This window comes from Vibrio hepatarius, assembly GCF_001274785.1.
Lineage (GTDB): Bacteria > Pseudomonadota > Gammaproteobacteria > Enterobacterales > Vibrionaceae > Vibrio > Vibrio hepatarius.
In genome coordinates, this window is record NZ_LHPI01000020.1 from 41,461 (window position 1) to 56,717 (window position 15,257).

The 15,257-nt window shown below is 48.5% G+C and carries 11 protein-coding genes; 4 read left to right on the top strand and 7 right to left on the bottom strand.

The window, feature by feature from the left end; translation table 11 throughout:
• Window positions 1–9: 9 nt before the first annotated feature.
• Both recA and pncC read right to left on the bottom strand, forming a co-directional pair.
• Window positions 10–1,056 (bottom strand): recombinase RecA, encoded by a 1,047-nt coding sequence (recA, locus tag AKJ31_RS18560; RefSeq protein WP_053410563.1) that lies wholly within the window; start codon window positions 1,054–1,056, stop codon window positions 10–12.
• 197 nt (window positions 1,057–1,253) lie between these two features.
• Complete coding sequence (gene pncC / locus AKJ31_RS18565; RefSeq protein ID WP_053410564.1) at window positions 1,254–1,739, bottom strand: nicotinamide-nucleotide amidase; 486 nt, start codon at window positions 1,737–1,739, stop codon at window positions 1,254–1,256.
• An 83-nt stretch (window positions 1,740–1,822) separates the two neighbouring features.
• On the opposite strand from pncC, the gene mutS reads away from it, so the two are divergent.
• Window positions 1,823–4,387, top strand: coding sequence for a DNA mismatch repair protein MutS (mutS, locus tag AKJ31_RS18570; protein WP_053410565.1), 2,565 nt, complete (start codon window positions 1,823–1,825; stop codon window positions 4,385–4,387).
• A gap of 58 nt (window positions 4,388–4,445) precedes the next feature.
• On the opposite strand, the gene lptG is transcribed toward mutS, so the two are convergent.
• Entirely contained in the window at window positions 4,446–5,516 is a 1,071-nt protein-coding gene (gene lptG / locus AKJ31_RS18575) for an LPS export ABC transporter permease LptG (protein WP_053410566.1), read from the bottom strand.
• Window positions 5,517–5,519: 3 nt separating this feature from the next.
• Entirely contained in the window at window positions 5,520–6,620 is a 1,101-nt protein-coding gene (lptF, locus tag AKJ31_RS18580) for an LPS export ABC transporter permease LptF (RefSeq protein ID WP_053410567.1), read from the bottom strand.
• A gap of 191 nt (window positions 6,621–6,811) precedes the next feature.
• Here lptF and pepA point away from each other — a divergent pair, with 191 nt between their 5' ends.
• The 3 genes from pepA (at window position 6,812) to AKJ31_RS18595 (ending at window position 11,862) form a co-directional block, all read left to right on the top strand.
• Window positions 6,812–8,320 carry a leucyl aminopeptidase gene (gene pepA, locus AKJ31_RS18585; protein WP_053410568.1) on the top strand — a complete coding sequence of 503 codons (1,509 nt, stop codon included), beginning with the start codon at window positions 6,812–6,814 and terminating at the stop codon, window positions 8,318–8,320.
• 61 nt (window positions 8,321–8,381) lie between these two features.
• Window positions 8,382–8,831 carry a DNA polymerase III subunit chi gene (locus AKJ31_RS18590; protein ID WP_053410569.1) on the top strand — a complete coding sequence of 150 codons (450 nt, stop codon included), beginning with the start codon at window positions 8,382–8,384 and terminating at the stop codon, window positions 8,829–8,831.
• Window positions 8,832–9,003: 172 nt separating this feature from the next.
• Complete coding sequence (locus tag AKJ31_RS18595) at window positions 9,004–11,862, top strand: valine--tRNA ligase (protein ID WP_053410570.1); 2,859 nt, start codon at window positions 9,004–9,006, stop codon at window positions 11,860–11,862.
• Window positions 11,863–11,929: 67 nt separating this feature from the next.
• On the opposite strand, the gene AKJ31_RS18600 is transcribed toward AKJ31_RS18595, so the two are convergent.
• The 3 genes from AKJ31_RS18600 to AKJ31_RS18610 form a co-directional block, all read right to left on the bottom strand.
• Entirely contained in the window at window positions 11,930–12,922 is a 993-nt protein-coding gene (locus AKJ31_RS18600) for a M48 family metallopeptidase (RefSeq protein ID WP_053410571.1), read from the bottom strand.
• Complete coding sequence (locus AKJ31_RS18605; protein ID WP_053410572.1) at window positions 12,922–14,097, bottom strand: YjgN family protein; 1,176 nt, start codon at window positions 14,095–14,097, stop codon at window positions 12,922–12,924. Before AKJ31_RS18605 ends, AKJ31_RS18600 begins: the two co-directional genes overlap by 1 nt.
• 167 nt (window positions 14,098–14,264) lie before the next feature.
• On the bottom strand, window positions 14,265–15,227 hold the full coding sequence (locus AKJ31_RS18610; RefSeq protein WP_053410573.1) for a D-2-hydroxyacid dehydrogenase: 963 nt from the start codon (window positions 15,225–15,227) through the stop codon (window positions 14,265–14,267).
• Between the last annotated feature and the right edge of the window lie 30 nt (window positions 15,228–15,257).

The following is a 15,257-nucleotide window of genomic DNA, read 5'->3' on the forward strand; positions in this document are numbered from 1 at the left end:
CTGGTTAAATTATAGCTCTTCTTGCTCAGGCATCTTACCAAGTTCAGCGTCATCTGGCTGGATTTCAGCCGGAGATAGCAACATTTCGCGCAGCTTTGAATCAATCGCTTTTGCCGCTTCTGGGTTTTCACGTAGGAATTTACCCGCGTTTGCTTTACCTTGACCAATCTTGTCGCCGTTGTAGCTGTACCATGCGCCCGCTTTCTCGATTAGCTTGTGCTTCACGCCTAGGTCGATTAGCTCACCTTCACGGTTGAAGCCCTGACCATATAGGATCTGAGTTTCTGCTTGCTTAAACGGTGCTGCAATCTTGTTCTTAACAACTTTGATGCGGGTTTCGTTACCGACGACTTCGTCGCCTTCTTTGATAGAACCAGTACGACGGATATCAAGACGAACAGATGCGTAGAATTTCAGTGCGTTACCACCAGTCGTTGTTTCTGGGTTACCAAACATCACACCAATCTTCATACGGATTTGGTTGATGAAGATACACATACAGTTAGACTGCTTTAGGTTACCTGTCAGCTTACGCATCGCTTGAGAAAGCATACGTGCCTGAAGACCCATGTGGCTGTCGCCCATTTCGCCTTCGATTTCGGCTTTCGGTGTCAATGCCGCAACCGAGTCCACGACCATGACATCGATAGCACCTGAACGCGCTAGTGCGTCACAGATTTCTAACGCTTGCTCACCCGTATCTGGCTGAGACACAAGCAACGCATCGATATCAACGCCTAATTTCTTCGCGTAAACAGGGTCAAGTGCGTGCTCTGCATCGATGAACGCACAAGTTTTACCTTCGCGCTGAGCAGCAGCGATAAGCTCAAGAGTTAGAGTTGTTTTACCTGAAGATTCAGGACCGTATACTTCAACGATACGACCCATTGGAAGACCACCAGCACCCAGTGCGATGTCCAAAGAAAGTGAACCAGTCGAAATAGTTTCTACATCCATTGCGCGGTTATCACCAAGGCGCATGATAGAGCCTTTGCCGAATTGCTTTTCAATCTGACCTAGCGCAGCGGCGAGCGCTTTCTGTTTGTTCTCGTCCATCACTTTCTCCAAATATTTCATCAATGGCTTGATGAAAATGAATTCTTCTGTTCAAACTTCGGGCTACCCCGAATAATCTATGAAAGCCATTATACTGTTGATTCATACAGTGTCTATAGCTGTAAGGATTTTTTTTAGAATTAGATGATATCTATCTAATTTTTAATGCATTTTAATTAGCAAGCATCGTAGTTGGTTCAAAACTTTAACTTTTCATACAGTACTTTTAGTGCGGTTTCGACAGCCTGATAACGCACTTGTTCTCGGTCACCGTCAAACTTTAACGTCTCGATCTTCAACCAAGCATTTTTGTCTGCCCAAGCCAAACAGACCGTGCCAACAGGCTTGTCTACGCTGCCACCACCCGGCCCTGCAATGCCACTGATCGACACGCCAATATTTGCTCGCGAATGCGCCAACGCGCCCAGTACCATCTCCTCAACGGTTTGTTCGCTTACTGCGCCATATTGTTGCAAGGTGCTTTCTCTTACACCAAGCATCTCCATTTTGGCTTCGTTGCTGTAGGTAACAAAGGCGCGGTCAAACCAAGCAGAACTTCCCGCAATATCTGTCACTGCCGAGGCGACGCCCCCACCAGTACAAGACTCTGCGGTTGTGAGTACCAATCCGTGTTGATGAAGTAATTCCCCCAACTGCTGAGACAAATTTTGTAGTGATTCCACGCCAAACTCCTTATTGCATCTTTTCGCTTAATAGCTATTCACGTATCCTAAGCCGCAATAGAAATAAACGAAAGAAGTTACCCGTGAAAGCTGAACAAAAACATACACCCATGATGCAACAGTATCTGAAGCTTAAGGCCGAAAATCCGGACATTTTGCTGTTCTACCGGATGGGTGATTTCTATGAACTTTTCTATGATGACGCAAAACGCGCGTCTCAGTTACTTGATATTTCCTTAACCAAGCGTGGCGCATCGGCAGGTGAACCGATCCCGATGGCAGGTGTCCCTTTCCACGCGGTAGAAGGTTACTTAGCGAAGTTGGTGCAGCTTGGAGAATCGGTCGCGATTTGTGAGCAGATTGGCGATCCCGCCACCAGCAAAGGTCCGGTTGAACGTAAGGTAGTACGAATTGTTACCCCAGGTACGGTGACCGACGAAGCGCTGCTGTCTGAACGCCTGGATAACTTGATCGCCTCAATCTACTACCACGACGGTAAATTTGGTTATGCGACGTTGGATGTGACCTCGGGACGCTTCCAGTTAATGGAACCTGAAACAGAAGAAGCGATGGCAGCGGAATTACAGCGTACCGCGCCACGCGAACTGTTGTTCCCTGAAGATTTTGAACCCGTACATCTAATGGCGTCACGCAATGGAAACCGCCGCCGCCCGGTATGGGAATTCGAACTGGATACCGCTAAACAACAGCTTAACCAGCAATTTGGCACTCGAGATTTAGTCGGCTTTGGTGTTGAACACGCCAATCTTGGCTTATGTGCTGCGGGTTGTTTGATTCAATACGTTAAAGATACCCAACGCACCGCACTGCCACATATCCGCTCGCTAACCTTTGACCGTCAAGACCACTCGGTGATCCTCGACGCGGCAACCCGCCGCAACCTCGAAATCACGCAAAACTTGGCGGGCGGCACCGACAATACTCTAGCGGAAGTGCTCGACCATACCGCAACGCCAATGGGCAGCCGTATGCTCAAACGCTGGCTACATCAACCGATGCGCGATATCGACACTCTTAACCAGCGCTTGGACGCGATCAGCGATATCAAAGAGCTGGCGGTTTTCGCCGACTTGTATCCGGTACTCAAACAGATTGGTGATATCGAACGTATCCTCGCTCGTTTGGCTCTACGCAGCGCAAGGCCACGTGATATGGCACGTCTGCGCAATGCGATGCAGCAACTGCCAGAACTGGCGGAAGTGATGAATTCGCTCTCTCATCCTTACCTGAAAAAGCTGGCGCAATACGCGGCGCCTATGGATGAAATGTGTGAGCTGCTAGAGCGTGCAATCAAAGAAAACCCGCCGGTAGTAATTCGCGATGGTGGCGTGATCGCCGAAGGTTACAACGAAGAATTAGATGAGTGGCGTAAGCTGGCGGATGGCGCGACCGAATACCTCGACAAACTCGAACTAGAAGAGCGCGAGCGCCACGGCATTGATACGCTCAAGGTTGGTTACAACAACGTTCATGGCTTCTTTATTCAGGTCAGCCGTGGACAGAGCCATCTCGTACCACCTCATTATGTGCGTCGCCAGACGTTGAAAAACGCCGAGCGTTACATCATTCCTGAACTAAAAGAGCATGAAGACAAGGTGCTCAACTCTAAGTCAAAAGCACTGGCGTTAGAAAAGCGTCTGTGGGAAGAGCTGTTTGACTTGATGCTACCGCACCTAGAACAGATGCAGAATCTGGCGTCTGCGGTGTCACAAATCGACGTACTACAAAACCTCGCCGAGCGCGCCGACAGTCTTGACTACTGCCGCCCAGTGCTAACCAAAGACGCGGGTATCCATATTCAAGCGGGTCGTCACCCAGTGGTTGAACAAGTATTGGATGACCCGTTTATTGCCAACCCAATCGAGCTGAACCCACAGCGCAAGATGCTGATCATTACGGGTCCGAACATGGGTGGTAAATCAACCTATATGCGCCAAACCGCGTTGATTGCGTTGATGGCTCATATCGGCTCCTACGTACCCGCCGAGTCAGCGCAAATTGGTTCCATTGACCGCATCTTTACTCGCATTGGCGCGTCGGACGACCTTGCCTCAGGACGTTCGACCTTCATGGTAGAAATGACCGAAACCGCCAATATCCTCCACAATGCGACCGCGAACAGTTTAGTGTTAATGGATGAGATTGGTCGTGGTACTAGTACTTATGACGGTCTCTCTCTTGCTTGGGCTAGCGCGGAATGGTTGGCAAAAGAACTAGGCTCGATGACGCTGTTCGCCACCCACTACTTCGAGTTAACTGAACTGCCAAGTCTGCTGCCAAACTTAGCTAACGTGCATCTTGATGCGGTGGAACACGGCGACAGCATCGCCTTTATGCACGCAGTGCAAGAAGGTGCGGCAAGCAAATCCTATGGTCTGGCGGTGGCTGGATTAGCGGGCGTCCCTAAGAGCGTCATCAAGAACGCACGCGCAAAATTGAATCAGCTCGAGCAGCTCAGCGTCGCCAAAGAGCCAACATCAGCTGGCTCTGGCGTGGATATTGCCAATCAGTTGAGCTTAATCCCAGAGCCAAGCGAAGTTGAAGAAGCGTTGGCGAATATCGACCCAGACGACCTTACACCTCGCCAAGCTCTGGAAGAGTTGTATCGATTGAAGAGACTGCTTTAAACACAAAAAAAACGGCTGCCATCAGGCAGCCGTTTTTATTTCTATCTATGCTAAGTAGTTACAGCTTTCTACGTAGCAGCATTAGCGCCAAGCCAAGGAACACCAAGCTCGGCATCAAAGCACCAAACACAGGTGGAATGCCGTATACCAAAGTCAATGGACCAAAGAACTCACTCGAAATGTAGAAAGTAAAGCCGGCAACCACACCAGACAACACTCGCGCGCCCATACTAACACTACGTAATGGACCAAAGACGAAAGAGAGCGCCAACAGCATCATGACACCGATCGAGAATGGCTGGGTAACTTTGCGCCAGAATGCCAACTCATAACGAGAGACGTCTTGCTCTGACTCTTTCAGATACGTCACGTAATCATACAGACCACTTAGCGGCAGCTCTTCCGGTTTCACCGTTACCACAGCAAGCTTGTCAGGTGCTAGAGAGGTGTGCCACTCCATTTCATCAACATCACGTTTGATGATCTGTGTTTCATCCCCCATATCGGTGATCTGCACGTCGTTCATCATCCAGTTGTTGTCTTTTTGGTAGTTCACCTCTTTAGCAAATACCACCGATTGCAGCTTTTTATTCTCGTCAAACTGCCACATGTTCAGGCCGTACAACTTGTTGTCATCGACTTTGCCGATAAAGATAAAGTCATTGGCGTCACGGGCCCATACCCCGGCTCGCACCGACGCAATATTACCGCCAGATAAGGCAAACGCTCGCAAGTCGCGCGCCATTTTTTGCGCTTCAGGCGCGCCCCATTGACCAAGCGCCATGACGATCAGCATCAAAGGAACCGCGGTTTTCAGCACCGACATGCCGATGTCTAGCTTCGAGAAACCCGCCGCTTGCATCACCACCAATTCAGAACTCGACGCCAGCATGCCCAAACCGATCAATGCACCGAGCAGTGCCGCCATCGGGAAGAACATTTCGATATCACGTGGAATACTCAGCAACACAAAGTACAACGCGTGCAGCAAATCATAAGCGCCCTTACCGACTTTGCGTAGCTGTTCAACGTATTTGATGATCCCTGAAAGGCCGATGAACGTTGCCAAAACCAGCGCTGTGGTAGAGATAATCGTTCTACCGATATAAAGGTCTAAGATTTTAAACACAGCTTACGCGAGCCTCTTTTTACGGAATTTTTCTTTGAGTTTTCTGGCGGACACGCTATCCATCAAGTTGGCAAGAATCGCCACAATCAGCAGCAGCGCGTTGATCGGCCACATACCAATCGATGCAGGAATGTCTTCGTTTTCAATCGCGGATTTCGTCGCACTGATCGCCAAGAAGTAAGCCAAGTAAATCAGGATTGCGGGGCCCATTTTCGCAAAACGGCCCTGACGCGGATTCACTGCCGAGAGCGGAATCACCAACATCGTCAGCAGAGGGATACAAACAAACAGCGACATACGCCAATGCAGTTCTGCCTGCGCTTCTGGATCCCCATTGCCAATCAAGTCTAATGTTGGATACGCTTCCCAATCACGACCTTTTTGCTTCACTTCACGCTGGCCAATCACGCCTTCGTATTCGTCAAACTTGGTGATCATATACTCTACGCGCGTCGGCACACCTTCGTAGCGTGTACCGTCTTGCATTACGATCAACTGTCGTCCATCGGCAAGCTCTTTCACTTCACCTGATGAAGAAAACATCACACTTGGCAAAATGGAGTCTTTTGGTCTCATTTGTGCAACAAAGACGTTATCCAACGAGTTTCCTTTAATATCGTCAATAAAAACGATAGAAGACCCATCTGGCGTGCCTTGAAACTGGCCTTTTTTCAACAAATCTACGCTGTTTTCCGCTTCGACTTGTTCCAGTAATTGTTCCACTTTGTCTTGTGACCAAGGCGATAACCAAAGTGCGTTAAACGCGGCAATACCCGAGGTCAAAATCGCTAGGTATAACGCGGCTTGTACCAAGAATTTGTTACCAATACCGGTAGCATTCATGACGACAATTTCACTTTCAGCGTATAAACGGCCAAAAGTAATCAAGATCCCGATGTACAAGCTCAAAGGTAACATTAATAGTCCCATTGCAGGCATATTCAAACCTACGATGGAAAAAATCAGTCCCGCAGGAATATCCCCGCCTGAAGCATCAGCGAGCACACTGATAAACTTCTGACTCACAAATACCAAAAAAAGCACGAAAAATATCGCTAACTGGCTCTTGAGTGTCTCGCGGATCAAATATCTAACAATAATCACGCTGAAATTACCTATACAAAACTTGTTTTTTTAATTGAATCACTATAATTTCCCGTTGAACGTTTTATTTTTAAATTTTTTGGCTAACTGTTAACGCGTTTATTTAAAGTCAGTTCCGGTAACGGACTCAACAAGTAAGACGCCATTATCTAACATTTAGTTCTATTTGTCTTTAGGATGTAGGAGTACGCATGGAGTTCAGTGTAAAGAGTGGTAGCCCAGAGAAACAACGTAGCGCATGTATCGTTGTCGGTGTGTTTGAACCACGTCGTCTTTCTCCGGTTGCTGAACAGCTAGATAAAATCAGCGATGGCTATATCAGCTCACTACTTCGCCGTGGTGATCTGGAAGGAAAACCGGGGCAGATGCTACTGCTTCATCAAGTACCAGGTGTTCTATCTGAGCGCGTTTTACTCGTAGGTTGTGGTAAAGAGCGTGAACTGGGTGAACGTCAGTACAAAGAGATCATTCAAAAAACCATCAACACGCTTAACGAAACAGGTTCAATGGAAGCGGTATGTTTCCTAACTGAATTGCACGTTAAAGGCCGCGATACATACTGGAAAGTACGCCAAGCGGTTGAAGCAACAAAAGATGGCTTGTACACCTTTGACCAGTTCAAAACAGTTAAACCTGAAACTCGCCGCCCACTACGTAAGCTAGTATTCAACGTACCAACGCGTCGTGAACTGAGCTTGGGCGAGAAAGCGATCACTCATGGTCTAGCAGTCGCGTCAGGTGTAAGAGCGTCGAAAGACCTAGGCAACATGCCACCAAACGTTGCAAATCCTGCATACCTTGCATCTCAAGCTCGTCGCCTAGCTGACGACTACGAAACCGTAACGACGAAGATCATCGGTGAGCAAGAGATGGAAAAACTGGGTATGACGTCATACCTAGCAGTAGGTCGTGGCTCTAAGAACGAATCTATGATGTCAATCATGGAGTACAAGGGCAACCCAGATTCAGACGCAAAACCAATCGTGCTGGTTGGTAAAGGTCTGACTTTCGATTCAGGCGGTATTTCACTTAAGCCAGGCGAAGGCATGGACGAAATGAAGTACGACATGTGTGGTGCGGCTTCAGTATTCGGTACGATGAAAGCGCTGGCAAAACTGAATCTGCCTATCAACGTTATCGGCGTATTGGCTGGCTGTGAAAACATGCCGGGCAGCAACGCGTACCGCCCTGGCGACATCCTAACTACGATGTCTGGTCAAACGGTTGAAGTATTAAATACCGACGCAGAAGGTCGCCTTGTACTGTGTGACGCCCTTACTTACGTAGAGCGTTTCGAGCCAGAGTGCGTAATCGACGTTGCAACACTAACTGGCGCGTGTGTTATCGCACTGGGTCACCACATCAGCGGCGTTGTATCAAACCACAACCCACTGTCTCATGAGCTAATCAACGCTTCTGAGCAAGCAAGTGACCGCGCATGGCGTCTACCGATGGCAGATGAATACCATGAGCAGCTAAAGAGCCCGTTTGCTGACATGGCAAACATCGGCGGCCGTCCTGGCGGCACTATCACTGCTGGGTGTTTCTTGTCGAAGTTCGCGAAGAAATACAACTGGGCACACATTGATATCGCAGGTACTGCGTGGAAGTCTGGTGCAGCGAAAGGCTCTACTGGCCGTCCGGTCTCAATGCTAGTCCAATTCTTATTGAACCGCAGCGGCCATGAGACTGAGGAATAATATTCCAACAACAAAAAAGGGCCGCAAGGCCCTTTTTTCATATCTTGGGTGAGAGAACCGTATGCCAAATGCCACTTTTTACATCGTCAACGCCGAGACGCCTCAAGCACAAAGCGAAGGCTTTCTCGCGTATGTGGTGTTTCTGGCTCAGCATTTTGCGAAGCAAGGCGCTAAGGTATACATCAACGGCGACAACCAAGCACAGGCAGAACAGTTAGCCGAGCTGTTTTGGCAAGTCGAACCGGAACAATTTATCGCCCATAACCTTGTTGGTGAAGGTCCCAGATACGCCACCAATATTGAAATCGGTCATCAAGGGGTTAAGCCCTCTTGGAACCGTCAATTGGTAATTAATTTGGCTGAAAATGAGACAACCTTTGCGAACAAGTTTGCCGAAGTGGTAGACTTCGTCCCTTGCGAACAAAAAGCTAAGCAGCTCGCAAGAGAAAGATATAAAATCTATCGTCAGGCTGGCTATCAGCTACAAACGATAGAGATTGCACACAACTAACGGTCAATCCTTATAGTTAAGGCGATCTTGGCTAAGATCCCTCACTTATAAAGATTGACTTAGAAATTAACCAGAAACTAGACAAGATTTCCTCTAAATAATTGAGCTTAGGCTTTGCGAAAGCAGTTAACGCCGCTATCAGCCCCAAGTATGACGAGGAAAAATGAGCGCTATGGAAAAGACATACAACCCAACTTCAATTGAACAAGCGTTATACCAAGCTTGGGAAGAGAAAGGCTACTTCAAGCCACACGGTGACACGACTAAAGAATCATACAGCATCATGATCCCGCCACCGAACGTCACTGGTAGCCTACATATGGGCCACGCATTCCAAGACACCATCATGGATACACTGATCCGTGCTGAGCGTATGAAGGGTAAAAACACCCTTTGGCAAGTGGGTACTGACCACGCGGGTATCGCAACTCAGATGGTTGTTGAGCGTAAGATCGCGGCAGAAGAAGGCAAAACTAAGCACGATTACGGCCGTGATGCGTTCATCGACAAAATCTGGGAATGGAAAGGCGAGTCTGGTGGCACTATCACTAAGCAGCTACGTCGTCTTGGCGCATCGGTAGACTGGGATCGTGAACGTTTCACTATGGACGACGGTCTGTCTAACGCGGTTCAAGAAGTGTTCGTGCGTCTGTACGAAGAAGATCTGATCTACCGTGGTAAGCGTCTGGTTAACTGGGATCCAAAACTGCACACAGCGATCTCAGACCTAGAAGTTGAGAACAAAGATAAAAAAGGCCACATGTGGCACTTCCGTTACCCACTAGCAGACGGCGTTAAAACAGCAGATGGTAAAGATTACATCGTTGTGGCAACGACTCGTCCAGAAACTATGCTAGGCGATACTGGTGTTGCGGTTAACCCAGAAGATCCTCGTTACAAAGATCTGATTGGTAAAGAAATTCTACTTCCTATCGTTGACCGTCGTATCCCTATCGTGGGTGACGAACACGCAGATATGGAAAAAGGTACTGGCTGTGTGAAAATCACACCTGCGCACGACTTCAACGACTACGAAGTCGGTAAGCGTCACCAGCTACCAATGATCAACATCCTAACGTTTGACGCGAACATTCGTGACGCCGCTGAAGTGTTTAACACCAACGGCGAAGCAAGTGACGCTTACTCAACTGAGATTCCAGCTAAATACCAAGGCATGGAGCGTTTTGCTGCGCGTAAAGCGATCGTGGCAGAATTTGAAGAACTTGGCCTGCTGGACGAAATCAAAGACCACGACCTAACTGTTCCTTACGGTGACCGTGGTGGTGTGGTTATCGAACCTATGCTAACTGACCAATGGTATGTACGTACTGCACCTCTTGCAGAGACGGCAACCAAAGCAGTTGAAGACGGCGAAATCCAATTCGTACCTAAGCAATACGAAAACATGTACTTCTCTTGGATGCGCGACATCCAAGACTGGTGTATCTCTCGTCAGCTTTGGTGGGGTCACCGCATCCCAGCATGGTACGACAACGACGGCAACGTCTACGTAGGTCGCACTGAAGAAGAAGTTCGCGCTAACAACAACCTAGCGCCAGTTGTGGTTCTACGCCAAGACGACGACGTACTGGATACGTGGTTCTCTTCAGCGTTATGGACATTCGGCACTCAAGGTTGGCCAGAGAACACAGACGATCTGAAAACTTTCCACCCTTCAGACGTACTCGTCACTGGTTTCGACATCATCTTCTTCTGGGTTGCTCGTATGATCATGATGACGATGCACTTCTGTAAAGATGAAAACGGCAAGCCACAAGTACCATTTAAGACGGTTTACGTAACGGGTCTAATCCGTGACGAAAACGGCGACAAGATGTCTAAGTCAAAAGGTAACGTACTTGACCCAATCGACATGATTGATGGCATCGACCTAGAATCTCTGGTTGAGAAGCGCACCGGTAACATGATGCAGCCTCAACTTGCAGCGAAGATCGAAAAGAACACGCGTAAGACATTTGAAAACGGTATCGAACCATACGGTACTGACGCGCTACGTTTCACTCTGGCAGCAATGGCGTCTACTGGTCGCGATATCAACTGGGATATGAAGCGTCTGGAAGGTTACCGTAACTTCTGTAACAAGCTATGGAACGCAAGCCGTTACGTACTGATGAACACAGAAGAGCAAGATTGTGGCTTTGGCGCAGGTGAGATTGAATACTCACTGGCAGACAAGTGGATCGAATCTCAGTTTGAACTGGCAGCAAAAGAATTCAATGCTCACCTAGACAACTTCCGTCTGGATATGGCAGCGAACACAATTTACGAGTTCATCTGGAACCAATTCTGTGACTGGTACCTAGAGCTAACTAAACCTGTTCTTTGGAAAGGTAACGAAGCTCAGCAACGCGGCACGCGTCGTACGCTAATCACAGTACTTGAGAAGACACTTCGTCTAGCTCACCCAGTGATTCCATACATTACCGAAACCATCTGGCAAAGCATCAAGCCACTAGTTGATGGCGTTGAAGGCGACACAATTATGCTTCAAGCGCTTCCTCAGTTTGATGAAGCAAACTTCAACCAAGAAGCACTTGATGACATCGAATGGGTGAAAGCGTTCATTACTAGCATCCGTAACCTACGTGCTGAGTACGACATCAACCCAGGTAAGCCACTTGAAGTGATGCTGAAAGCAGCTAACGAGAAAGACGCGGCTCGTCTAGAAGCGAACAAGCAAGTACTGGTTTCTCTAGCGAAACTGGAGTCAGTACGCGTGCTGGCAGCAGGTGAAGAAACTCCAGCGTGTGCAACAGCACTGGTTGCGAAGTCTGAGCTGATGATCCCAATGGCAGGTCTAATCGACAAAGACGCAGAGCTTGCTCGTTTGGATGGCGAAATCAAGAAAACTCACGGCGAAATCAAACGTATCGAAGGTAAGCTGGGTAACGAAGGTTTCGTTGCAAAAGCACCGGAAGCGGTTGTTGCGAAAGAGCGTGAGAAGCTAGAAGGTTACAAAGAAACTCTGGCTAAGCTTGAAGAGCAAAAAACGACTATCGCAGCGCTGTAATAGCAGTGACTGAATAAAACAAAAGGCAGCGGATTCGCTGCCTTTTTTGTTTCTTTTGACTTGAATATTAATCCCGAGCGGCTTGGATGCGCTGCTCGAAATCTGGGTGAGAGTTAAGCCACTCCGGAACATCAAGTGAGTCTTGCTGCTGGAACAACTCAAACATTTCCGCCATCGGTTCACTGCTACCGTATATCTTCACCATTGCTTGCTTTGCAAAGTGGTCGGCTTCACTCTCCGCTTGCCTTGAATGCCCGTTAGACAAGAAGAACACGCCAACACCCGCAAGGTTATCGACAATACCTGAACTCTCTCCGGTCAAAAGCGCTACCCCGACCGACAAAATACTCGAATGAACCAATTTCTCCATCATATGACGATGATGAACATGGCCAATTTCGTGCAGGATAATGCTGTCCAGTTGCTGCTCATTCGCGGCAAGCTCAACCAGTTGGTCGAGCAAAATGACTTTCCCACCCGGCAAAGCAAACGCGTTCGCACCAATGTCTGATGAACGAAAAATGATTTCGACCGGATACGGCAATGGATCTAGCTGCTGTAAGTGCTGGGTGACACGTTGTCGAATCGCTTGTTGCTGCTCTAGTGGTAATTCACTCGCTTGCCAGTTGTTATCAAAGGTTTCCAGAATCTTATTGCCCAAGCTCACCGAAACCGAATCTGGCAGCGATTGTGCCACTTTCTCACTGACCCAAGGCAGCGCATAAAAATAGCCACCGAGTACCACACCCAGACACACCACGACCGCAACGAGCCAAGCCATCACGTTAGATTCAATTTTATCCACGAATCCTGACTTGCTGTTACGCTTGAGCCACGCGCTAACTTCTGCGCTGCGCTCCACGACAAATACCCAGCCATCAGGGAAAGCAAACCGGATTGGCAAATTGCCGACCGGCACGCTGATTTCTACATCCTGTTTCTGACAGCTGATGATATCGCCGTCCACGCGCAGGCTTAAGAAATTGGCTTGGCTGACGTCCAACTCCGCCTCATAACGAACTGAGCTACGAGGCGGAAAAGCGGTTCCTTGAATCCGCATTAACCAATACCAATGCCGAGGTCGAACGCTTGTGCGACTTCATCGGTAATCGCAGATTTCACATCAGAATCTAGGTCTGTCGCTGCTAACAGTGCCATATTGCCGATCACTTCGGTATTGTCCGCCAAGTAACGCGTAGTCCTAACCATAACCCAAGGGCGCGCAATACCTAGCGTGATAACTTGGAGTAAGAAGTTCGACACCACCAGCCACACATAACCAAACACCGTTAAGCTGGAGTTGAACTGGTATTGGTTTTCAGGTGTTTGTTCGTGGCTCGCACAAAGCTGACCAAATACATGGTTACGAATACAAACCGTAGTGTAAGCGCTTAACGCAATAGATAACGCAAACAGAGCAATATAACCAAAGATGAACACACTTATCTGAGAACCGTCTTCCAACGAACTAAAGTTGCCGTTTTGCAGCGCATGAAAGTCCATTCCACTAAATACCGAACCGAGCATAACAAAGCCCAATAGCGCAGCCGCAAGCACACCAATCAATAGTGCTTTCAGGTAGGTTTTGATAAAGAAGCCGTTGGTCAGCTCGGCGCTGAACTTCCAATCGCCGTACTGATAGCCATTGGCAAAGAACTTCTGCACTCCGGCGATCACCCAGCCGTAAAGCACGGCCAATAGGATCAATGAGCTCGCCCCCAAAATCATCGCAGCCATCACCGATTGAGACGCAATCGCAACCACAATCGAGAAATAGATCATCGCCACCATCAACGCACCCAAGCCACGTCCAAGTAGCGATAAGTAGGCGTCTTTCAACGCAGCGGTAAATGAAAAGCGCACATTACGATAGCTGGTCATCGCCGCGTCAAAACGTGCGTTGCTCCAAAGTAACCAAGGCAATGCGGCGTAGAAGGCTAACAGCAACACCATACTGATCATCGGTGCGATACTGTTGGCGAGCCACCACAGCAGTACCACCACCAAGGCGACCAATCGCCCTTTGAGAATTTGCATTGGCGTGGCGTGGTATTCGAAGTTATCTCCGGCAATCGAGGTATTGCCATAAAAGTATCGCTTGGTTCGAACTTTCGCCCAAGCAGAGTAGATGCCTAGCGTAATGATAGAGAGCAAGATATTGACAATCCAGATGCCAAAAAACTCGCCTCCTCGACCATTAAACTGCACAGGGTTTGTAATTTGATTGTTTTCCATGCTTTGGTTTTCCCGACGTTTGAATAAATAACCTTAGTCGCAACAATGTCTTATATTTCATTCAAAGCGTCTATAGGCAGCACCGGAAAATACATCATCAATAGATATGCATCACAAACCATAAATGGCAAAAATGTAATCTACGATGGTTTATCAGCTCGTCAACATCATACGACCCGGTTCTGCTCCCGCCCCTCGATAAATGCAGTAACGTTATCCATCAGAATATCCACCAAGCTTTGAATGGAAGAATCGCTGCCCCAAGCAACATGAGGCGTGAGTAACAGATTCGGTAGATCCATTGCGTCCAGTAACGGGTTATTAATGTCTGCTGGCTCTTGGGTAAACACATCCACGCCCGCACCGGCAATTACGCCTTGGCGTAGCGCAGCAACCAAAGCGGTCTCGTCGACCAAGCCACCACGACCTGCGTTGATCAAAATGGCGCTCGGCTTCATCATCGCCAGTTCCTGTTTGCCGATGAGATTGTGGGTCTGTTCGTTGAGCGGACAATGCAAGGTCAGCACATCCGACATCTTCAACACTTGTTCAAAGGGTACAAAGCCATCTCGACAAGGCTGAGCACCTTTACGCTCGGCGAAAATCACCTGCATACCAATCGCTTTAGCCAAAGTCGCCGTCGCCTGCCCTAACGCGCCAGAACCAACGATACCCAGCGTAGAACCCGCCACATCGGTAATCGGATGGCTAAAGAAGCAGAACTGCTTGTTGCGCTGCCATTCTCCTTTGGCGATGTCTTGATGGTAGCCAAACAAGTTTCGCTTTAGCGCGTAAGTCATGGCGATGACGTGCTCAGGCACCGAGCGGGTTGAATAGCCTTGAACATTGGTTACGGCAATTTTGTGTTCGCGGCAGAACTCAACATCGACGTTGTTAAAGCCAGTCGCCGATACCGCGATCAATTTCAAATCAGGCAGTTGGCTAAGCACTTGTTGGTCTAACACGACTTTATTGGTAATCGCGACGTGAGCGTCTTTGAGTCGCTCGACGACTTGTTCCGGAGAGGTGAAGTCATACTCGACCCATTGGTGCTCGAAAGGCAGATGAGGAAGTTCGATATGAGTTGGGATCGTGGCACGATCCAAGAAAATAACAGTAGGCAGCGACATACAATCTCCTTGTGCTGCCTTATGTCGGTA